The following is a 20603-nucleotide window of genomic DNA, read 5'->3' as shown; positions in this document are numbered from 1 at the left end:
CGGTCGATCCCGGGTGCCGGGATCGACCGCCGATGATCGAGGCCTGATGTTTCAGGAAATCGTCGCAGGTGGCGCGGCCGCGCGGTTTGCTCAGGGCGTACCGTTGATGAAGTCGACGATGAGCTTGGCGTTGAGCACGATGATCACGGCCGCGACCAGCGCCGACAGGAGCGTCATCCAGAGCGGCGCGGCGAGGGCGCCGAGCTTGCGTCGGTCGGCGGTGAAGGCGACCAGCGGCACGATGGCGAAGGGGAGCTGCAGGCTGAGCACGACCTGCGAGAAGATCAGGAGCCCGGCGGCGCCGCTTTCGCCGTACCAGATCGTGACCGCCGCCGCCGGCACGATCGCGACCAGTCGCGTCACCAGCCGGCGCACCCAGGGCTCGACCTTCAGATGGACAAAGCCCTCCATGACCGCCTGACCCGCGAGCGTGGCCGTCACGGTCGAATTGAGGCCGCAGGCGACGAGCGCGATCGCGAACAGCGACGGCGCGATGCTGGCGCCGAGCAGCGGCATGAGCAGCCCGTGCGCCTCGCCGAGGTCGCTGACGTCGTGGCGGCCGGTCTTGTAGAAGGTCGCGGCGGCGAGGATCAGGATCGAGGCGTTGATGGTCAGCGCGAAGCAGAGCGCGACGGTCGAGTCGATCGTCGCAAGCCGAATCGCGTCGCGCTTCTCCTCCAGGCTCGCGCCGATCTTGCGGGTCTGCACGATCGCCGAGTGGAGATAGAGATTGTGCGGCATGACGGTCGCGCCGAGGATGCCGAGCGCCAGATAGAGCATGTCGCCGTCGGTCACGATCCGGGTCGTCGGCAGGAAGCCCGCCAGCACCGCGCCCCAGTCCGGATCGGCGAGCACGATCTGGATCGTGAACGACGCCGCGATCACGCCGAGCAGCGCGACGATGAAGGCCTCGATCCAACGGAAGCCGAGCTTCTGCAGCGCGAGTACCAGGAAGACGTCGAGCGCGGTGACCACCACGCCGATCTCGAGCGGCAGGCCGAACAGCAGCTTCAGGCCGATCGCCGTGCCGATCACCTCCGCGAGGTCGGTCGCCGCGATGGCGACCTCGGCAATGAGCCAGAGCGGGATCGCCGTCCAGCCCGGCAGGCCGTCGCGACAGGCCTGCGCGAGGTCGCGACCCGAGGCGATGCCGAGCCGGATGCACAGCGCCTGCAACAGGATCGCCATCAGGTTCGACAACAGCGCGACCGTCAGCAGCGCGTAGCCGAACTTCGAGCCGCCGGCGAGCGAGGTCGCCCAGTTGCCGGGATCCATATAGCCGACCGCGACCAGATAGCCGGGGCCGAGAAACGACAGGAACCGCCGCCAGCGCGAGCCGCCGCGGCGCACGCCGACGGTCGCGAAGACCTCGGCCAACGCAGGCTCGGCGCGTTCGCGCCGCCAACCCTCGGTCTTGCCTGCGCCCGTCGCGATGGTGCCGCCGTCGGCCATGCCCGGTTTCTCCACGGTTTCCACGGGGCCTACTTTCGCGCAGAGTTTTTGCAGTTGCAAGTCATTTGCAACAGGATCGATCCGATGCCGTGCGCGGGGTGATCCGCGCCGGGGAAGCGGCCGGTCTGTCGGCCGCCTACCCGGTTGCATGTCGGCCTTGTTGCATGCGGGTCCAGCTATACTGGAACAATTCCAAAAAGTCTGCTGCGCCGCATCAATGAGCGTTGGCCCAAGCGACCGGCCTCAGGCCGGGAGGGCATACGGGGATGCTCTGCTGTCGGGGATGAGACGCGGTCCGCGCCGCTTTCGTAACGCGGCTGGCCAACGGCCTCCGGGGCGCGGCAAGATCAGGCGTCGCGCGGTCCCTTGAACGGGCCGACCTCAGACGCGGGCGCCATAGCGCAGGCCCGGTGCCGGGCGCTCGCTCAGCACGTCGCGGCGGAAGCGATAGAGCTGCGCCGGGCGGCCGCCGGTGACGAGCGAGGTCTCGCCGGTCGCCTCCACCAGATCGGACTGATCGACCAGCCGGCGGAAATTCTGCTTGTGCAGGTGCCGGCCGCCGATCGCCTCGACGCTGCGCTGCAACTCGGTCAGCGTGAAACTGTCGCCCATCAGCTCGAACACCACCGGCCGGTACTTGAGTTTCGAGCGGAGCCGCGAGATTGCGGTCGCCAGGATGCGGCGGTGGTCGAAGCGCATCGAGCGGCCGAGGAACGGCCGGTCCGGCCGCGCGAGCGCGGCCGGGCGGCCGTCGCGTAGCGCCTCGCGCACGAGGCCGGCCTCGTAGAGCAGTTCGTAGCGCTCGAGCGCCTTCTCCTCGTCGAAGTCGCCGCCGTCCGCGCCCTCGCCGCCGAAGCACATCCGCACGCGCTCCGGCCGGCCGAGGCCGCGCGCGGTCTCGGTCGGCGAGCTCGGTCGCGCGGCCCAGTCGGCCAGCGCGGGCAGGATCGCCTCGTCGATCAGCGCCGGCCGGCCGCCGCGCCAGTCCTCCCAGGGAAAATAGTCGTACCAGGGCCGGAACGCCGCGCCTTCGCGCGCCAGCGCGGCGTCGGACTCCGGCCGCTTGCGGGTCAGGGCCAGATAGCCGACCGAGACGACGTGCGGCCCGGTATCGCCGAGCCGGGCATGCCGGCCGCGGTCGCCGAACGTGTAGAGCTGCTCGGCATAGCCGAGCCGGAGCGCCGTCTGTGCCTCGACCCAGGCGCGCAGGCCGATTTCGAAGGTGCGGTGCTGGACCGGGTCGAACGGCCCGAACGGCAGCGCATCGACGCGTCCGTCCTCGGCCGGATCCGGGCGAGCCACGCCCGCCGGTTCGCCGCCCCCGGCCTGTGTCGCCGCCATGGTCAGGATCAGCGGCGTGTCGTCGGCAACCGCGACCACCGCCGCGCTGAGGCCGATCTCGACGCCCGGCCGGGCAGCACCCGCCGCGATCTCCGATTCGGGGGCGCTATCGGTCGAGATCCTCGTGGCGCGGGCCGCGCCGACCGTCGCCGCCCCGACTGACGCCGATCCGGTCCGCTCGTCGCTCATCGTCCCACGGCTGCGCGCACCGGCGCCGCGATCGTGAACGGCACGCCTTCGAAGGCGTCGCAGCCGCGGCCGATCGCTTCGATGGCCGCGACCATGCGGCCGCCGCGGCCGAGATGGTCGTCGGCGAAGCGGACGAGACGCAGGTTCGGCGTCGCCGAGGGCGAGCGCCGGCGGATCTCGTCGGCGATGTCGTGCTCGGGGCGGTCGGGATCCATCACGCAAGCCGCGATGAAGGCGCCGGCGGTCGAGCGCGAGATGCCGGCCCAGCAATGGATCACCATCGGCCGCGACCGGTCCCAGGCCTGCACGAAGTCGATGAATGCCGCCACATGCGCCGCGCTCGGCGGCACCAGCCCCTCGACCGGCTCCGTGATGTCGTTGAAGCCGAGGAACAGATGATTCTCCGGCGAGATCGCCGCCGGCCGCGGCACCGGCGTGCCGGCGTTGATCAGGGTCGCGAGATGGCTCGCGCCGACCCGGTCGACGGTATCGGCGAGCCGCGACAGCGGGCAGACGTGAATGGCCGGCATGTCTTCTCCTGCTCCTCCCCCCAGACCGACCGGCATCATACCGCAAGGCGAGCCGGGATCGAAGCGGTCCAGCGCCGCCCTCGGCGCGATTTCAGCCGCCCCGCGCCGCGGTGGCGGCGGCGTCCAACGTGCGGAACCGCTCGATGAAGCGCTCCTGCACCAGCTCGGTCGGCCAGGGATCGAGCCCGTAGGCCGGGCCGAAGCCCTTGGGCCGGCCGAAGATCTTGGTCGCCTCCGCGACGGTGAAGCCGGCGAGCTCGATCGCCTCGAAATAGGCCGAGACGAGGTCGGCGCGCTTGGCGAGACGGGCGAGATCGTCCCGCATCGCCGGGGGCAGGCCGAAGCGCAGGTGCACGGCGGCGGCGAGGCGCTTCTCGACGTCCTTGTAGGTCGGGCCGATCACCGCCTTGAACGGCGAGATCATGTCGCCGATCACATACTCGGCCGCGTCGTGCAGCAGCACCGCGAGCCGGTCGGCCGGCGACAGCGTCGGCTCCCAGCGCAGCGCAATCTCCTCGACGACGAGGCTGTGCTGCGCGACCGAGAAGGGATAGGGGCCGCGCGTCTGACCGTTCCAGCGCGCGACGCGCGCGAGCCCATGGGCGATGTCCTCGATCTCGACGTCGAGCGGCGAGGGATCGAGCAGGTCGAGCCGGCGGCCGGACAGCATGCGCTGCCAGGCACGCGGCGAGGAGCCGGGACGATCGGCCATCGGACGGATCTCGCGAGCGGACGGATGGGCGGCAGCGGCGCCGGGCAAAGCCCGACACGGCGCGGCGCGGATTCGCCGGGCCGCGTTCTTCCTAGCCGATCGGCGGAGCGGGGCAAGTGGCCCCTTGGCGGTCGTCGGATGCTCAGTCGGCCGCCGGCGCCGGCCAGCCGAAGCGGGCGAAGGCCGGCAGGCGCGGCTCGAGCGCCACGTCGCCGGCCGCGAGCGCCGCGCCGGCGTCGATCGCCTCCTTCACGCGGTCGAGCCGCACCAGCGCCAGCCCGTCGGCGCCGACAGCCGATCCGACCGTGCCGACCGGCTTGCCCTGCGCGACGATCTCCGTGCCCGCAGCCGGCAGCGCCGCGCCGTCGACACCGGCGACCTGGATCACGCGCCGCCGCGCCGTGCCGCGATGCTTCATGCGGCTGACAACCTCCTGGCCGACGTAGCAGCCCTTGGTGAAGTCGACGCCGGCGAGGTCGTCCATGTCGGCATCGTGCGGGAAGGCATCGCCATAGGCGAAGTCGAGCCCGCCCTTCGGCACGCCGAGCCCGATGCGGTGGGTCTCGTAATCCGCCTCCGGCCGGAGTTCGGCGGCGAGCCCGGCGAGCACCGCGGCCATCGTCTCGCGCGGCACGATCGCGCGCCGGCCGAGATCGGCATGGCGCGGGTCGGCATAGGCGATCACGCCATCCGCGTCGAGAGCGGGCGCCGCGCCGCCGGTCGCCCAGCCCGCGATGACGCCGAAGATCTCGGAGCGGTCCGCAACCGTAACCTTGGCGCGCAGCTTGTAGAAGCCGAGCCGCTTGGCGAGGTCGGCCGCAAGCGCTCGGGGCGTATCGATGAGATAGCCTTCGGCAGTCCTGACCGGGAGGAAGTCGAACAGGATTTTGCCCTGCGGCGTCAGCAGCGCCGCGAAGGCGGCTTCGCCGGGCGCCAGCTTCTCCACGTCGGAGGTCACGAGGCCGTCCAGGAACGAAACCGCCTCGGGACCTTCGACCGCCACCACACCGCGGTCTTCGAGGACTGCGACAAACCCGGCCGCCATGACGCCTCCGTCGGCCCCGCGCGCCCGGCGCGGAACCCTGTTGTTGCACGTGCGAACGAAGATAGGCGTGAACGCCGCGCCCTCCAAGACGTCAACGGGGCAACGACGCGCGGCCCGGCCGGCTTCGCCGCTCGGACCGTCCTCAGTCGTTGAGCTTGAAATAGTGCCAGGTGCCGTCCGGCCCGATGCCGAGCGTGTAGAACGTGTACTTGCCGCCCGACTTCATCTCCTCGAAGTCGGAGGAGGTCAGGATCTTGTAGACCTCGACGAGCTGGTTCGGCTCCAGATGGTCGATCGGGATCGCCGCGAAATAGGGCCAGACATACATTTCCTGCGGCTTGCCGATATCGACCCGCGCCCAGCCCGCTTCCAGAACGTCGGTCATGATCGCGAGGATCTCGCGTCCCTCGCCGTCGCCGGACTGGGTCTTGAGGTAGTCGATCGGGTCGCGCACCTCGTTGACCGAGAAGATCGGCGGCGTCTCGTTGGTCTGCATCGCGAGCTTGAGCTGGCCCATGTCGCCGGAATACGCCGCGTCGAGGATGCGCTGGCGCATCTTGGCGACCAGCGGCGGCAGGCCCTCGACGCCCTTGCCGAGCTCGGGGGCGTTGGCGGCGACGGCGGCCGGCGGCCGCTGCTGGTTGACCAGCGGCGCGGTGTTGGCGGCCGGCGGCGCGGCGTCCTTCGGCGGGTCGACCACGACGCGCTCGGTCTCGACCTTCTTGGCGGCGAGGGCGCCCGAGGCCAGCGCGGCGGCGGCGAAGGCGAGGAGGCGGAGGACGGAACGGCGCAGCATGGCGAAAGGGTCCGGTGTGTCGGGCAGGGATCAGGCAGCGTGATCAGGCGGCATCTGGCGCCGGAGCATGGCGAGTGTAGCCGAGCACGGCGCCCGGCGCTGTGCCCTGCGCGCCGCAGCGCGGCAGAGGACGGTCCTGATCCTCGCTCATAACTTGGGCAGACTGCGGACCGCGTCGAGACTTGCGCTCGACCGCGCGATGGGCGATGCGGAAGGCGGGTTCGACGGCGGAGCGTGATGGGTGTTCGATATCTCGCTGATCATCAAAGGTATCGGTATCGGCATCCTGTTTTCCGCGCCGATCGGCCCGGTCAACATCATGTGCATCCAGCAGGCGTTCAAGCGCGGCTTCTTTCCGGGCCTCGCGGCCGGCATCGGCGCGGTCTTCGCCGACGGCTTCTTCGCCGCGGTCGCGGCCTACGGCATCACCGCTGTCTCGGCCTTCATCGAGGGCTGGTCGGTCTGGTTCCAGCTCGTGGGCGGCATCGCGCTGGTGATCTTCGGCATCAGGATCGCCCGCGAACATCCGCATCTCGATCCGGATGTCGGCGGCGCCTCGGTGCTCGCGACCGCGCTCGCCTCCTTCGGCATGACCATCACCAATCCGGCGACGATCCTCGGCTTTCTCGCCGTGTTCGGATCGCTCGGCGATCTGGCGCCGGAGCCCGGCGACTATGTCGGCGCCTCGCTCCTGGTCGCGGGCGTGCTCGCCGGCGGCACCGGATGGTGGTTGTTCGTCTCGGGGCTGGTGTCGCTGCTGCGCGATCGAATGACCGACCGGTCGCTCCAGCGCATCAATCAGGTCGCCGGCGGGCTCCTGATGATCTTCGGGGTCGTCATTCTCGGCCGGCTCGGCCTCGCGACGGTCCTCTGACCGAGCGCGGCCGGCCGTCGTCGGGCATGACCGGGCGCGGCCCCCGGTCTCACTGCAGGATGCGGTCGACCGAGAATTCGCCGTTGCGGACACGGTCGGGCAAACGGGTCGCGAACTCGGCGACGGCCTCCTCGCCGAAGGTCGAGACGAGGTCGATCAGCGCCGCGAACAGCGCCGCCTGGGTAACGATGTCCCGCTCGATCCCTTCCGCCTCGGCATCGGCCATGGCGTCCGCGAGCATCTCGAACGCTGCGCGCTTCTTGTCGGCGATCGTCAGATCGACGTCGTCGTCCAGAGCTTCATCGAGCATCGAAAATGTCCCCTCAACCCGGCGCGGTCCGGGTCACTGCACGCACGGCGCCCGGCCCCGTGCCGGGTGCGTCCCACAGGGATGGTCATAGCACGCCGAGGGGGCAGGCGAAGCGAATGCCCACAATTATCGTTAAATCGTAGTAACAAAGATGTGCGGGTGGTTAATGGGCTGCTACTGCCGGCCGTAGCGGCTTACGACATCGCGCGAAAGTTTCGCGCCTTCGCGCAGATATTGGTCGACGATCTCGCGCGCCGCCGGCGTGCAGGTCCGGTAGACCTCGGCGAGCGCCCGGTAGCTGCGGTTGAAGCGCTCGATGATGCGCTTGCGGCGGTCCGGCGCCGGCTCCTCGGCCTGGATCAGCGCATTCATCTTGTCGCGCCACATCTGGCCTTCGTCGGCACCGCAGAGCGGGCGCAGATGGTGCAGCGCGCCCATGATCTCGGCGAGCCTGAGGATCTGTTCGTCGTAGGGCGGACCGTCGGCCGGCGCCGCCGCCGCGTGGGCGGGGCCCGAGACCGCCATGCCGAAGGCGAGGCTTGCCGCGCAGGCAAAGGCGAGGACCGCTGCCCGCAGGTGCGGACCGGCGCCGCTGCCGTGCCGTCGCTCGATCCCGGGCCTGTCGCTCGTCGTCACCGCCATGCACGCCTCGCGCGGAACCGTTGGAGCAGCGCCGGGTCGGGGATCCGATCCAAGCCGGTCGGGACCCGCGCCGGCATGTCGCCGCAGTCGCTTCTTAGAGCAGGTCGCGCGCCGGCGAAATCCTCAAAAGCGCCGACACGATCGCGGCTGTCGAGGATCGGCGCTTCAGGCGTGCCGCTCGAGCAGCGCGTGCGCCCGCAGAATGTGCGGCACCACGCCTTCGACGAGCGGCAGCGTCTCGAGGTCGGTCAGCGCGACGAAGCGGGCGTCGCGCGCGTCGTCGCCGGCGACCGGCTCGCCCGACGTCCATTCGGCGGCATGCACCGCCAGTACCGCGTGGAAGCCCGGCGTGCTCTCCGTGTGGATGATCTCGCGGATATGGCTGAGGCCGACGATCCGGCAATTCACGCCCGTCTCCTCGGCGACTTCGCGCAAAGCGGCCGCCTCGAGCGTCTCGCCCCATTCGACCCGGCCGCCGACCGGGCTCCACAGCCCGACGCCCGGCGGTTTGCCGCGCTCGACGAGCAGCACCTCGTCACGCCGAAATACGCAGATGGAAACCGCGAGCATCGGCGTCGGGGGCGAACGCGACGGCATTGTCATGCGGGCTGCAACCGGTCAGGGGAACAGTTCGTCGATCGTCTCCTGGGCATTGATGCCCGCGAGATCGATCTCGGCCGCCGGCGTGGCCGGCATGCCGTTGATGACGCCGCCAGCCTCGGTGATCAGCGGCTTCAGCCGATGCGTGACCAACTCTCCGATGTGGAAGGCGTTCACCGGCTCGGACGGATCGCCCTTGCGCAGCAGATCCTTGGCCTCGGCCATGGTCTGGTCGAGCTCGTCGATGATCGCCTCGAACGTGGCGCGCACGTCGCGATCGGCCGCGCCATAGGCGGCGATGGCAAGCTCGCGCTCGCGGAAGTGCGAAGTGGCAAAATACTCGACATAGCTCGCCGGCTTCCAGGCCAGCACTTCGTCGGCAAAGTCGGGCATGCTCGGCACCAGCTCGAGCAACATCACGACGTTGTTGAAGTGGTTCAGGTAGTCCGTGGCGAGACGCGTGACCGGGTTGATATTGGCGGCCGCGAGCACCTCGGGACCGAAACGGTCCTTCTCCGGTGCGTCGAGCAGCGTGCCCGTGCCTTGCATCGCGTTGTCCCGCCCAATGTTATCTGTACCGAAATTAGAGGGTGGACGGTTGCCAATTGCTTACGATGCGTGAGTGTCATTTCGCCGGCTTTCCGTCGGGGCGCGGCGGCGAATGCGCAGCTGCGTCCGTGGCGGTCATCGATCCGGCCGCGACGACCGCGCTTCGTCCATGGTCGTCTGCAACGTTTGCAGCTGCGGTGATTCGGCGAGGACTGGAACCATGTGCGGACGCTACGCCCTGACCGCCGAGCCGGAAGCGATCCGCCGGACCTTCGGCTATGTCGATCATCCGAACTTCCCGGCCCGCTACAACATCGCGCCGACCCAGCCGATCGGCCTCGTCATCCGCGCCGAAGGTCAGCGGCGGTTTCTGCTCGTCCGCTGGGGTTTTATTCCGGGCTGGGCGAAGGACCCGCGCGACTTCTCCTTGTTGATCAACGCCCGCGCCGAGACCGCGGCCGAGAAACCGGCCTTCCGCGCCGCGATGCGCCATCGGCGCGCACTGGTGCCGGCCTCCGGCTTCTACGAATGGCGCAAGACCCCGGACGGCGGCAAGCAGCCCTACTGGATCCGGCCGCGCGACGGCGCACCGGTCGCCTTCGCGGGCTTGTGGGAAACCTGGGCCTCGGCCGACGGCTCGGAGATCGACACCGGCGCGATCCTGACCGTCCCTGCCAATCGCACCCTGTCGCCGATCCACGATCGCATGCCGGCCGTGGTGCACTCTTCAGAGTTCGAGCGCTGGCTCGACACGGTCGCGACCGACGCGCGCGCCGCGACCGCGATGCTGCGGCCGGCCGCGGAGGACTTCTTCGAGGCGGTGCCGGTCTCGACCCGGGTCAATGCCGTTCGCAACGATGACGAAGGTCTCCAGGCTCCGCTTTCCGAACCGCTGGCTATGGCAACCGACGCCGATACGAAACCGCCCTCGCGCCCGGCAGCGAAAACCCGGAAACGCGAGGGCGGGGATGACGGGCAGCAGAGCCTGTTCTAGTCGAGCCCCGCTGCGCGGGTTTTTCGAGCAGGATCCCCGGTCAGCGGCGGAAGCAGACGCGCTCGCGATGCGGCGGGATCCACTTGGTGCGGCAGCCGTGGCGCCCGCAGGTCTGGATCCGTCGGCCCGGCACCATGCGCGTCTCGCAGCGGCGCTCGTGCGGGCGATCGACATAGACCCGGACCTGGGCCGAAGCCGGTTCGATCGAGACGGCGACACCGGCGAGCGTCGAGGCGGCGGTTGCCGCGGCGAGAATGAAGGTCCTGATCATTGATCGTTTTCCTTTTGATCGGGGCGTAGTCTGGGAACGGCGGCCCTGCTGCCGTCGCCACGTCGAAGAATGCCGGAACGGGGCTGTGGTTCCCCCACGGCCGCGGCGCGTTCCGAGCCCACGGCGCGATCGGCGCGCGACGCAAGCCTGTGCGGACGTAGTCAAGCCGTTGATCGGGAAGTCACTTCAAGTCGCTCGTCCGACCCTTCGGAAGGGCGTGGCAGCTCGGTCGCGTGGGGTGGTAACCCCCGGATCCTCCGCTGCAGCATGAGCATACGAGCCAGACACCGGTGGCGGCTTCGGCTTGCCGTGCTTGCGGAGCCGGCAGCCCCTGTGTCATACGGTCCCGGCCGGCGGGACGCCCCCGGCGCAGGATTGTCCGAGCGAGGGAACTGAGGCGATGGTCGAGGCGAAAGGGTTGATGGCCGGCAAGCGCGGGCTTGTCATGGGTGTTGCCAACAACCGGTCCATCGCCTGGGGCATCGCCAAGGCCGCGGCCGATGCCGGCGCCGAGATCGCGCTGACCTACCAGGGCGACGCGCTGAAGAAGCGTGTCGAGCCGCTCGCCGCCGAGATCGGCGCGCTGGTCGCCGGCCACTGCGACGTCACTGACGCCGCCTCGATCGACGCCGTCTTCGCCGAAATCGAGAAGGCCTGGGGCAAGCTCGATTTCGTCGTCCACGCGATCGCCTTCTCCGACAAGGACCAGCTCACCGGTCGCTATGTCGAGACGACCGAGGACAACTTCAACAAGACGATGCTGATCTCGGTCTACAGCCTGACGGCGGTCGCCCAGCGCGCCGAAAAGCTCATGACCGCCGGCGGTTCGATCCTGACGCTGACCTATTACGGCGCCGAGAAGGTGATGCCCCACTACAACGTGATGGGCGTCGCCAAGGCCGCGCTGGAAGCCTCGGTGCGCTACCTCGCCGTCGACCTCGGCAACAACCAGATCCGCGTCAACGCGATCTCGGCCGGCCCGATCAAGACGCTCGCCGCCTCGGGCATCGGCGACTTCCGCTACATTCTGAAGTGGAACGAGTACAACGCGCCGCTGAAGCGGACCGTCTCGATCGAGGAGGTCGGCGACAGCGCGCTGTTCCTGCTCTCGGACCTCGGCCGCGGCGTGACCGGCGAGGTCCTGCATGTCGACGCCGGCTATCATGTCGTCGGCATGAAGGCCGTCGACGCGCCGGACATCAGCGTCGTCAAGGACTGATCGGACCCGGTCGGCGCCTACGGCGCGACAGGCGTTCCGTCGCCGGCCGGTGCCGATGCGAGACGCCCGGGGTCGCGGCGGTTCGTCCGGTTGCCGCCGGCGTCACGCCGGGCTATTGGCTGGTTGATCGTCGAGCCGGATTTCCGATGTCGCCGCGCACCATCATCCACATTCGCCATGGCCAGACCGACTGGAACGCCGCTCGCCGGCTCCAGGGTTCCAAGGACATTCCGCTCAACGCCACCGGCCGCGAGCAGGCGGCCCGCAACGGCCGGGCGCTCGCCGAGGAACTGGAGGCGCGCGGTCGCACGGCCGCCGAGTTCACCTTCGTCGCCAGCCCGCTCGCCCGCGCTCGCGAGACGATGGAGATCGTTCGCCGGCAGCTCGGGCTCGATGTCTCCGGCTATGCCACGACGCCCGCGCTGAGCGAGGTCTCCTACGGCGACTTCGAGGGGCTGACCTACGAGGACATCGCCGTGTCCGATCCCGCGTCGCACGCGGCGATCCTGGCCGACAAGTGGCACTTCCTGCCGCCGAACGGCGAGAGCTACGTGATGCTGACCGAGCGGGTCGGCGGCTGGCTCGCAGCAAGCCGCGGCGACCTCGTGATCGTCTCGCACGGCGGCGTGTTCCGGGCGCTGAAGGGCGTGATCGAGACGGAACGGGATCCGGCGCTCGCCGAACTGTTCGTGCCGCAGGATCGCTTCTACGTCTGGACCGGCACCGACGGCGTCTGGCGCTGAGGCAAGGCGCCCCTGTCGAGGCTCCGGAACGCGCGGAAAGTCAAAGTCCTAGAGCTTTCGGCCTTTTCGCCGCCCCCTGAAATGTTCTAAGAGTGCGCCCCGTGCACAGATGCCGGGCGATTGACCCGGCCGCGCGGGAGGAGATCAAGTCATGTGTTCGCTGGACGGCTGCGGTCATCACGCGGATCTGCCGCCGATCATCGTCCCCGACGCGTTGCGCCGGCGCTTCCTGGCCGGCATCGCCAGCCTGCCGCTCGCCGCCGTGCTTGCCGATCGCGCCCTCGCCCAAGCGGCCGCCGATCGCGTCGAGACCGTGTCCTTCCCCTCCGCCGGTGGCCGAACGGTGACCGGCGCGCTGGCGCTGCCGGCGGCCGAGAAGGCGCCGGTGGTGCTGCTGTTCCACGAATGGTGGGGCCTCAACGACCAGATCAAGGCCGTCGCGGCCGAGTTCGCCGCCCAGGGCTATGTCGCGCTCGCGATCGACCTGTTCGGCGGCCGCGTCGCCCAGGACGCCCAGCAGGCCCAGCAGCTCGTCGGCGGGATCGACCAGGCCGCCGCGGCCGATCTCGCCGTCTCCGCCGTGCAGTGGCTGCGCGGCCATCCGCGCTCGACCGGCAAGGTCGGCACCGTCGGCTGGTGCTTCGGCGGTGGCTGGTCGCTGCAGACCTCGATCGCGACGCCGGTCGACGCGACCGTGATCTATTACGGCAACGTCCGCCGCTCCGCGCAGGAGCTGAAGACGCTCGCCGGCCCCGTGCTCGGCCATTTCGGCACGCAGGACAAGTCGATCAATCAGGAGATGGTCGCGGGCTTCGAGAAGGCGATGCGCGAGGCCGGGCAGGCCGAGCGGCTGACGGTCTACTGGTATGAGGCCGACCACGCCTTCGCCAACCCGACCGGCGCCCGCTACGACGCCGAGGATGCCGCGACCGCGTGGGAGCGGACGCTCTACTTCTTCAAGAAGAACCTCGGCTGAGCCGATCGGCTTTGACGCCCGGCCCCGTTTGGCCTAGAGCAAGGCCCGGCCGGAACACAATGATCCGGTCGGAAAAGGCTTGCGCGACCAACACACAACGCGCGGGCTCGTCCTTCCGGAGCCGGCGCCCGATCCCATGTCGCACAACACTTTCGGTCATCTCTTCCGTGTCACGACCTGGGGCGAGAGCCACGGACCCGCGCTCGGCGCCGTCGTCGACGGCTGCCCGCCCGGCATTGCCCTGACCGCGGCCGAGATCCAGAGCTTCCTCGACAAGCGCAAGCCCGGCCAGTCGCGCTTCGTGACGCAGCGCCGCGAGCCGGACGAGGTCGAGATCCTGTCGGGCGTGTTCGAGGACGAGCGCACCGGCGGCCCGGTCACAACCGGCACGCCGATCTCGCTGATGATCCGCAACGTCGACCAGCGCTCGAAGGACTATTCCGACATCCGCGACAAGTTCCGCCCCGGCCACGCGGATTTCACCTACGACGCCAAATACGGCGTCCGCGACTATCGCGGCGGTGGCCGCTCCTCGGCGCGCGAGACGGCCGCCCGCGTCGCGGCCGGCGCGGTGGCGCGCAAGGTGATCCCCGGCGTGACGATCCGCGGCGCCATGGTGCAGATGGGCCCGCACAAGATCGATCGTGCCAACTGGGATTGGGAGCAGGTGAACGAGAACCCGTTCTTCTGCCCGGATGCCAAGGCCGCCGCGCTGTGGGAGGACTATCTCGACGGCATCCGCAAGGCGGGTTCGTCGATCGGTGCCGTCATCGAGGTGGTCGCCGAGGGCGTGCCGGCCGGCTGGGGCGCGCCGCTCTATGGTAAGCTCGATCAGGATATCGCCGCCGCGCTGATGGCGATCAACGCGGTCAAGGGCGTCGAGATCGGCGCCGGCTTCGCGAGCGCCGAACTGACCGGCGAGGAAAACGCCGACGAGATCTATGCCGGCGGCAATCACGAGCCGGAATTCCGCTCCAACCACGCCGGCGGCATTCTGGGCGGCATCTCGTCCGGCCAGCCGGTCGTCGCGCGTTTCGCGGTCAAGCCGACCTCGTCGATCCTGACCCCGCGCCACACCATCGACAAGTCGGGCGCCGAGACCGAGATCCTGACCAAGGGCCGCCACGACCCCTGCGTCGGCATCCGCGCGGTGCCGGTCGGTGAGGCGATGCTCGCGATCGTCCTGGCGGACCATTTCCTGCGCCACCGGGGGCAGACGGGCCGCTGAGACAAAAATTCCGCGAATACGCTTTATGAACCCTTTATGTTCCTCTTTAGTTCGTGTATTCCTTGGCGGGTCTACATGGATACGCCTGCGTGTGGAGCGGGGGAGGTTCATGATGAATGTGAAAGTTAAGGCCAAGCTTCTTGCCATCCGAGATCTTCCGGGATGCTTGGATGTTGAGAGCAGTCTCATTCTCTATAGCGGAAGGGCCGGCGAGATTAGCCCTCGATCAGAATCTTGTATCGACCAGTTTGCGTTTCGGAATTTTGGAATAAGTTTGGATGAAGCTAGCGCGTATTTTTCTGATGGCGAATTGGAAACTGATTACGAGATGACGGATGACGAAGTAGTAGAATATATGTTGAAAATTAATGTTGATTTTAGATGTGTAAAAGGGCAGCCGCTTCGGTGTACAAGGTCGTTGGCGCGGGTTGTTGAACTCGCCGCTCGTGGTTTGACTGGGCGGATGCCTGATCTTGAAGAAATAGCCCTTACAAAATCAGAGGAAAAGCTCAGATATGAAAGCTTTCAGTTCCTGGAGAAGCATCGAGAGCCAAATTGACGTATCAGCGAAAACATCTTCCCTAGGATCAACCAATCTGAATACTGCAACGGTCGGATTTGGCTCGGTGGACAACTCAGAGGCTGATTTGGCGCCCGCCTCATGGGCCTCTGATAGAGTCTCCCCGACACTGGCGTTCACTGACTTTCAGTAATGCTGAAAACGCAGGATGAATTCGCTGGCGCCGAATGCGGTTCGGCTCTAGCATGCCCTCATGCGTCTCGACCAATGGCTCTCTCAGCACAATGAAACCCGCAGCGCCTTTGCGCGCCGTGTCGGCCTGTCGCCGGCGGCGGTGACGGCGCTCTGCAACGATGATCGCGCCTGGGTCGGGCGCGAGACGGCGGAGAAGATCGCGCGCGCCACCGGCGGCGAGGTCACGCCCAACGACCTGATCGGCCTCTCCGGCCGCGACTTTGCCCTCAAGGAGCTCATGATGTCCCAGCAGTCCGTGGCCGAGGCGATCCGTGCCTTCGAAGCCGGCGAGATCGTGGTCGTCACCGACGACGACGATCGCGAGAACGAGGGCGATCTGATCGTCGCGGCGGTTCATGCGACGCCCGAGAAGCTCGCCTTCATCGTGCGCCACACCTCCGGCATCGTCTGCGCGCCGATCCCGCGCGATCTGGCGCGCCGGCTCCACCTGGAGCCGATGGTCGCCGCCAACGATGCGCCGCTCGGCACGGCCTTCACGGTCACGATCGACTACCGCCACGGGCTGACCACCGGCATCTCGGCCGAGGAGCGCTGCAACACCGTGCGCGCGCTCGCCAATTCGAACGTCGGTCCGGCGGACTTCGTCCGCCCCGGCCACATCTTCCCGCTGATCGCCAAGGACGGCGGCGTGCTGACCCGCTCGGGCCATACGGAAGCGGCGGTCGATCTCTGCCGGCTCGCCGGCCTGCCGCCGGTCGGCGTGATCTGCGAACTGGTCAACGACGACGGTTCGGTCAAGCGCGGCCCGCAGGTGGCCGAGTTCGCCCGTGCCCATGGCCTCAAGATCGTATCGGTCGCCGATCTGATCGCCTATCGCCAGCGCAACGAGAAGCTCGTCGCGCGCGTCGAGGAGCAGGAGATCGATACGCCGTTCGGCAAGGCGCGCGCGATCGCCTACCAGACGCCTTATGACCCGATGCACCACCTCGCGGTGGTCTGGGGCGACATCCGCGACGGCCGCGCCGTCCCGGTCCGGCTGCATCTGGAAAACGTCGTCGACGACGTGTTCGGGCTCAATCGCACCATCGACAAGGTCGCCGCCCAGGTCGCCAAGGGCGGGCGCGGCGTGTTCGTCTATCTGCGCGAGGGGTCGGTCGGCGTCGCCCGTGCGGCCGAGCGGCCGCGCGACGGTCTGGCGGCAGCCGAGACCGAGAGCCACATCTCGGCCTCCTCGCGGCAGGAGCAGTGGCGCGAGATCGGCCTCGGCGCGCAGATCCTCAAGGATCTCGGCGTCTCGTCGATCCGGCTGATCTCCTCGAAGCCGCGCCGCTACATCGGTATCGAGGGCTTCGGCATCGACATCGAGGGCAACGAAGCGCTTTCCGGCTGATGTCGGAACCCCGGGGTATATCCCCGGGGTCTTCACTCCAGCAGCAGGTCGAGCAGGGCCTTGCCGGCCGGCGTCGCCAGCTCCTTGCGGGTGAGCCTGCCGTCATGGCTCTGGTCGGCGGCATCGAAGCGGCGGCGGACCAGCGCCATCCACTCGTCGATCTCCAGCGTGCCGTCCTTGTCCGGATTGACCGCGTCGAAGCTGCGCCGGTTGAGCCGGTCGGCGAGATCGGCAAACGGGATCCGGCCGTCGCCCTTGCGGTCGAGCCGCGCGAAGGCGCGCCGGGCGGCGTAGTCGATCTCCGACCAGTCGAGCCGCTCGTCGCCGTCGCGATTGAGATAGGCGATCGCATCCGCGGGCCGCATCGAGTAGGCCGCCGCGGGCTGCGGCGCGGCGGCGAGGCCGGCCGAAACGGCGGCGATGACGGCAGCGACAAGCGGCCGAACCCGGTCCATGCGACGGCCTCCAATGAACGATCTCGCCGGAGCCTAGAGCCGGGCGAGCGGGTGCCGCAATCGAAATGTGCTAAGAAATACGTTTATTAATAATGACTTAGAGCATGTGCCTGGCTCAGATCGGCAGCTTGGTCGTGCGCTTGACCGTTCTGAGGGCGAGCGCCGAACGGATCTGGACGACGCCCGGGAGGCGGGAGATCACCTCGGCGTGCAGCCGCTCGAGGTCGGCCATGTCGGCGAACACCACCCGGATCATGTAGTCGGTCTGCCCGGCGACGAGGTAGCACTCCTGGATCTGCGGCACGGCCCTGACCCGCGTTTCGAAAGCCTGAAAGATCTCCGCACCCTGTTCCGCGAGGGTCAGGAACACGTAGGCCGTACCGGCGAAGCCCGCGACCTTCTCGTCGAGCACGAGATGGGTTCCGGCGACGATGCCGCTCTCCAGAAGCAGGTTGACGCGTCGAAGGCAGGCGGAGGGCGACAGGTTGACGCGTTCGGCCAGATCGGCATTCGACAGCCGGCCGTCGTTCTGAAGCTCGTTGAGGATCTGACGATCGCGATCGTCCAGCTGCAGCTCTCGCATGAACTGCGAGGCTATGCGGCTTTCTTGAAAGATTCAACGAATGCGAGCGGTGACAGACTGCCCACTTTCGCAAGAAATTGCGTAAAAAGTACTCTATATTGTCATCATCGGCGGCTGGCCATCCCCTACTCCCGGCCGCTGTAGAAGAGACCCCGCGTTTTCGACGCGGGGTCTCTTCTTTTTTGTCCGATCCCGGTCGGGCCGACGCCTTACCGGTTGGTGATCCGGTGCACGAGCTTCGGCAGCGCGTCGGTGATCGTCGTCGCCGCGAAGACGAGGAACAGCCCGCCAGTGACGCGGATGATCCAGACCGCATGGGTGAGATAGAGCCGCCGGAGCGGCGCGGTCCCGACGATCCAGACCAGGATCACATTGGCGGTCAGAAAGCCCGCGAAGGCGACCGCGACCAGGCCCGGCAGGTCGGCGAAGCCGAGCGTCTGCGAGGTGCCGGCGAAGAGCGCGGTGAACATCGCCAGCGCGACCGGATAGCTCTTCGGATTGGTGAGGCCGAACAGGATGCCGCGCCGGAACGGCCGCGTGCCGATGACGTCCTCGGCGGCGCGCGCCGACCGCGCGGTCACGCCGCGCCAGCCGAGATAGGCGAGATAGCCGCCGCAGGCGAGCGCGAGCACCTCGAACAGCACCGGATCGACCACCTTGGCGCCGACCAGCGCGAAGATTGCCAGCCCGCACCAGAGCGTGTCGCCGGCGAGATGCCCGGTCACGAAGTAGGCCGCCGGCGCGCGTCCCTTGGAAGCGCCGATGCCGACGAGCGCGAGCACGGCGGGGCCGGGCGACAGGATGTAGAGCATGGCGGCGAAATAGGAGGCGACGAGCGGCGAGGCGGTCATGGGGGCTCCGGCGGGTCAGGATCATCCGCAACCTGGAAGAAGGCATCCAGGTCGCGATCACCTTCGAGAATAGTCACGACCTCGAACCGCTCACCAGCTTACGGCGAGAAGATCACATATCCGCGAAACGGGAAGCTGCGGATAACGCGGGAACGACCGCTCACCCCCGCCGGAACACCGCCACGGCTTCCACATGGTGCGACCATAGGAACTGGTCGACCGGTACGACCGTGTCGATCCGGTAGCCGCCGTCGACCAGATAGCGCGCATCGCGGGCGAGCGTCGCGGGATTGCAGGAGACGGCGACGACCAGCGGCACCTTCGATCGCGCGATCTCCTTGGCGACCGGCGCGGCGCCGTCGCGCGGCGGATCGAACACCACGGCGTCGAACTTCTCCAGTTCCTTCGGCAGGAACGGCCGGCGATAGAGATCGCGCGCCTCGGTCGAAACGAGCTTCAGGCCGCGCGCAAAACGCCAGGCCTTGTCGAGCGCGGCGAGCGCGGTCTTCTCGGCCTCGACCGCATGCACCGGCGCGTGGCGGGCGAGCCGCAGGGTGAAGGTGCCGGAGCCCGCGAAGAGGTCGAGGATCCGCTTCGATCCTTCCGTTGCTGCCGCGACCATGTCGGCGATGGTCGCTTCGGCGCTGGCGACCGCCTGGATGAACGCACCCGGCGCCGGGTGCACCGCGACGCCGCCGAACGTCAACTGCGGCGCCCGCGCCTCGACGATCAGCTCGCCGCCGATCGCCAGCCGGGCGAAGCCGAGCCGCATCGCCCGCTCGATCGCCTGCGCCCGGCGCTTGTCGGGCAGTTCGGCTTCGGCAATGGCCAGATCGAGTCCGGTCTCGGTGTCGAGCACGGTGCAGATCGCGCCCTTTTGCCGAAGGTCAGGAGATCGCACAGCTCCGCCAGCTTCGGCATCGCCGCCGCGATCGCCGGCGTCACCACGAGGCAGCCCTCGGCCGGCGCGACCGTGTGGCTCAGCCGCTCGCGGAAGCCGACCACCAGCCGGCCCTCCTGGCGCTGGACGGCGATGACCGCGCGCCGGCGCGAATGCGCCTCGACCGGCACGGTCTCGGCAACGGAAACCTCGATGCCGCGGTCGGCAAAAGCGTCGATCACCGACTGGCGCTTGAAGGCGAGATAGGCCGCCGGCGCCATGTGCTGCAGGCTGCAGCCGCCGCAAGTGCCGACGTGCCGGCAGGCCGCCGCGATCCGGTCGGCGCTCGGCGCCTCGATCGATATGATCCGCCCGCGCTCGCCGTCGCGCGCGATCGTGACCGTCTCGCCGGGCAGGCTGCCGGGGACGAACACCCGACCGGTCGGCGTCTCGGCGACGCCGTCGCCCTTGTGGCCGATCGCCGCGACGGTCACTGTCTCTGTGGTCTGCATGAGGGGAATTCGATCCGGTCCGGGGTTCACTTGCGGCCGCGTGGCCGAACGTGGCGACTGGTTTAGAGCAACGACCGCCTCATGTGAAATACTCCGGCCGGATTCGGCCTGCACAAGAGGCCGGACGGGGTGCATTCGAGGCGCTCGAACAGCCCCGTCGACAACGAGGAGGATCGCCAATGACGTCTGTTGCCTTCACCCGGACCGCCCTCGGGGCGGCGCTTCTGGTCACGATGCTCGCGGGCTCGGGCACCGTCGCCCCGGCACGAGCGGCCGATGACGCCGTCACCACCGAGTTCCAGTCGACCGCCGGCAAGACGATCGGCAAGGCCACGTTGAAGCAGCTGCCGACCGGGCTCCTGATCGATATCGCGATCGCGCCGGGGTCGCTCACGCCGGGCAAGCACGGCCTGCATCTGCACGCGGTCGGCGACTGCTCGGACGCCGCTGACGCGTTCAAGAAGGCCGGCGGCCATGCCGACCATTCCGGCCGCGAACACGGCCTTGCCAATCCGAAGGGCCCGCATATGGGCGATCTGCCCAATCTGGTCGTCGCCGCCGACGGCTCGGCCGGCGCCGAATTCCTGACATCGCTGATCGCGCTGCGCGGCGCTCACGGCCTGATCGGCGAGACCGGCGGCTCGATCATCATCCATGCCGGGCCGGACGATCACATGTCGCAGCCGATCGGCGGCGCCGGCGGCCGCGTTGCCTGCGCCGTGGTGAAGTGACGGGCGCGTCGGCGG

At 68.6% G+C, this 20603-nt stretch carries 25 protein-coding genes; 9 read left to right on the top strand and 16 right to left on the bottom strand.

The window, feature by feature from the left end; translation table 11 throughout:
- Window positions 1-90: 90 nt before the first annotated feature.
- The 6 genes from ABS361_13280 to ABS361_13255 all read right to left on the bottom strand — a co-directional run bounded on the left by ABS361_13280 (window position 91) and on the right by ABS361_13255 (window position 6065).
- Window positions 91-1452 (bottom strand): Nramp family divalent metal transporter, encoded by a 1362-nt coding sequence (locus ABS361_13280; protein XBY43075.1) that lies wholly within the window; start codon window positions 1450-1452, stop codon window positions 91-93.
- Between the two features lie 381 nt (window positions 1453-1833).
- The gene (locus ABS361_13275; protein XBY43074.1) at window positions 1834-2982 is read right to left on the bottom strand and encodes an NAD regulator; all 1149 of its coding nucleotides are present in this window, start codon (window positions 2980-2982) and stop codon (window positions 1834-1836) included.
- Complete coding sequence (locus tag ABS361_13270; protein ID XBY43073.1) at window positions 2979-3512, bottom strand: tyrosine phosphatase family protein; 534 nt, start codon at window positions 3510-3512, stop codon at window positions 2979-2981. Before ABS361_13270 ends, ABS361_13275 begins: the two co-directional genes overlap by 4 nt.
- Before the next feature lie 91 nt (window positions 3513-3603).
- Window positions 3604-4224: an HD family hydrolase gene (locus ABS361_13265; GenBank protein ID XBY43072.1), complete on the bottom strand. Its 621-nt coding sequence runs from the start codon at window positions 4222-4224 to the stop codon at window positions 3604-3606.
- A 142-nt stretch (window positions 4225-4366) separates the two neighbouring features.
- On the bottom strand, window positions 4367-5269 hold the full coding sequence (locus ABS361_13260) for a folate-binding protein (protein ID XBY43071.1): 903 nt from the start codon (window positions 5267-5269) through the stop codon (window positions 4367-4369).
- 142 nt (window positions 5270-5411) lie between these two features.
- The gene (locus ABS361_13255) at window positions 5412-6065 is read right to left on the bottom strand and encodes a hypothetical protein (GenBank protein ID XBY43070.1); all 654 of its coding nucleotides are present in this window, start codon (window positions 6063-6065) and stop codon (window positions 5412-5414) included.
- Window positions 6066-6306: 241 nt separating this feature from the next.
- On the opposite strand from ABS361_13255, the gene ABS361_13250 reads away from it, so the two are divergent.
- Window positions 6307-6939: a LysE family transporter gene (locus ABS361_13250; protein XBY43069.1), complete on the top strand. Its 633-nt coding sequence runs from the start codon at window positions 6307-6309 to the stop codon at window positions 6937-6939.
- Between the two features lie 49 nt (window positions 6940-6988).
- On the opposite strand, the gene ABS361_13245 is transcribed toward ABS361_13250, so the two are convergent.
- The 4 genes from ABS361_13245 to ABS361_13230 form a co-directional block, all read right to left on the bottom strand.
- Window positions 6989-7249 carry a hypothetical protein gene (locus tag ABS361_13245; GenBank protein XBY43068.1) on the bottom strand — a complete coding sequence of 87 codons (261 nt, stop codon included), beginning with the start codon at window positions 7247-7249 and terminating at the stop codon, window positions 6989-6991.
- Window positions 7250-7423: 174 nt separating this feature from the next.
- Entirely contained in the window at window positions 7424-7891 is a 468-nt protein-coding gene (locus ABS361_13240; GenBank protein XBY43067.1) for a TIGR02301 family protein, read from the bottom strand.
- 165 nt (window positions 7892-8056) lie between these two features.
- Window positions 8057-8461: an NUDIX hydrolase gene (locus tag ABS361_13235; GenBank protein ID XBY43066.1), complete on the bottom strand. Its 405-nt coding sequence runs from the start codon at window positions 8459-8461 to the stop codon at window positions 8057-8059.
- A 48-nt stretch (window positions 8462-8509) separates the two neighbouring features.
- Window positions 8510-9040 carry a hypothetical protein gene (locus ABS361_13230; GenBank protein ID XBY43065.1) on the bottom strand — a complete coding sequence of 177 codons (531 nt, stop codon included), beginning with the start codon at window positions 9038-9040 and terminating at the stop codon, window positions 8510-8512.
- A gap of 220 nt (window positions 9041-9260) precedes the next feature.
- On the opposite strand from ABS361_13230, the gene ABS361_13225 reads away from it, so the two are divergent.
- Complete coding sequence (locus tag ABS361_13225) at window positions 9261-10034, top strand: SOS response-associated peptidase (GenBank protein ID XBY43064.1); 774 nt, start codon at window positions 9261-9263, stop codon at window positions 10032-10034.
- Window positions 10035-10074: 40 nt separating this feature from the next.
- Here the strand turns inward: ABS361_13225 and ABS361_13220 are convergent, their stop codons facing one another.
- Window positions 10075-10305 (bottom strand): hypothetical protein, encoded by a 231-nt coding sequence (locus ABS361_13220; protein XBY43063.1) that lies wholly within the window; start codon window positions 10303-10305, stop codon window positions 10075-10077.
- Window positions 10306-10705: 400 nt separating this feature from the next.
- Between ABS361_13220 and fabI the strand changes: the two genes are divergently transcribed.
- The 6 genes from fabI (at window position 10706) to ribB (ending at window position 16576) form a co-directional block, all read left to right on the top strand.
- The gene (gene fabI / locus ABS361_13215; GenBank protein ID XBY43062.1) at window positions 10706-11524 is read left to right on the top strand and encodes an enoyl-ACP reductase FabI; all 819 of its coding nucleotides are present in this window, start codon (window positions 10706-10708) and stop codon (window positions 11522-11524) included.
- A gap of 146 nt (window positions 11525-11670) precedes the next feature.
- Entirely contained in the window at window positions 11671-12267 is a 597-nt protein-coding gene (locus tag ABS361_13210) for a histidine phosphatase family protein (GenBank protein ID XBY43061.1), read from the top strand.
- A gap of 151 nt (window positions 12268-12418) precedes the next feature.
- A complete protein-coding gene (locus tag ABS361_13205; GenBank protein ID XBY43060.1) occupies window positions 12419-13243 on the top strand; it encodes a dienelactone hydrolase family protein in 825 nt (274 codons plus the stop codon).
- A gap of 136 nt (window positions 13244-13379) precedes the next feature.
- Window positions 13380-14471: a chorismate synthase gene (gene aroC / locus ABS361_13200; GenBank protein XBY43059.1), complete on the top strand. Its 1092-nt coding sequence runs from the start codon at window positions 13380-13382 to the stop codon at window positions 14469-14471.
- A gap of 112 nt (window positions 14472-14583) precedes the next feature.
- The gene (locus tag ABS361_13195; protein XBY43058.1) at window positions 14584-15030 is read left to right on the top strand and encodes a hypothetical protein; all 447 of its coding nucleotides are present in this window, start codon (window positions 14584-14586) and stop codon (window positions 15028-15030) included.
- Window positions 15031-15244: 214 nt separating this feature from the next.
- Complete coding sequence (ribB, locus tag ABS361_13190) at window positions 15245-16576, top strand: 3,4-dihydroxy-2-butanone-4-phosphate synthase (GenBank protein XBY43057.1); 1332 nt, start codon at window positions 15245-15247, stop codon at window positions 16574-16576.
- Window positions 16577-16608: 32 nt separating this feature from the next.
- On the opposite strand, the gene ABS361_13185 is transcribed toward ribB, so the two are convergent.
- The 5 genes from ABS361_13185 to ABS361_13165 form a co-directional block, all read right to left on the bottom strand.
- A complete protein-coding gene (locus tag ABS361_13185) occupies window positions 16609-17031 on the bottom strand; it encodes a hypothetical protein (protein ID XBY43056.1) in 423 nt (140 codons plus the stop codon).
- A gap of 115 nt (window positions 17032-17146) precedes the next feature.
- Window positions 17147-17614, bottom strand: a complete 468-nt coding sequence (locus ABS361_13180) for an Lrp/AsnC family transcriptional regulator (GenBank protein XBY43055.1) — start codon at window positions 17612-17614, stop codon at window positions 17147-17149.
- A 209-nt stretch (window positions 17615-17823) separates the two neighbouring features.
- Window positions 17824-18465, bottom strand: coding sequence for a LysE family translocator (locus tag ABS361_13175; GenBank protein XBY43054.1), 642 nt, complete (start codon window positions 18463-18465; stop codon window positions 17824-17826).
- 160 nt (window positions 18466-18625) lie between these two features.
- A complete protein-coding gene (locus ABS361_13170; GenBank protein ID XBY46895.1) occupies window positions 18626-19087 on the bottom strand; it encodes an RsmD family RNA methyltransferase in 462 nt (153 codons plus the stop codon).
- 107 nt (window positions 19088-19194) lie between these two features.
- Window positions 19195-19857, bottom strand: a complete 663-nt coding sequence (locus ABS361_13165) for a TRAM domain-containing protein (GenBank protein ID XBY43053.1) — start codon at window positions 19855-19857, stop codon at window positions 19195-19197.
- 179 nt (window positions 19858-20036) lie between these two features.
- On the opposite strand from ABS361_13165, the gene ABS361_13160 reads away from it, so the two are divergent.
- On the top strand, window positions 20037-20588 hold the full coding sequence (locus tag ABS361_13160) for a superoxide dismutase family protein (protein XBY43052.1): 552 nt from the start codon (window positions 20037-20039) through the stop codon (window positions 20586-20588).
- Window positions 20589-20603: the final 15 nt, after the last annotated feature.

It is taken from the genome of Ancalomicrobiaceae bacterium S20 (genome assembly GCA_040269895.1).
Lineage (GTDB): Bacteria > Pseudomonadota > Alphaproteobacteria > Rhizobiales > Ancalomicrobiaceae > Methyloraptor > Methyloraptor flagellatus.
The sequence above is the reverse complement of the archived record's forward strand: the minus strand, read 5'-3'. Positions and strand labels throughout refer to the sequence as shown.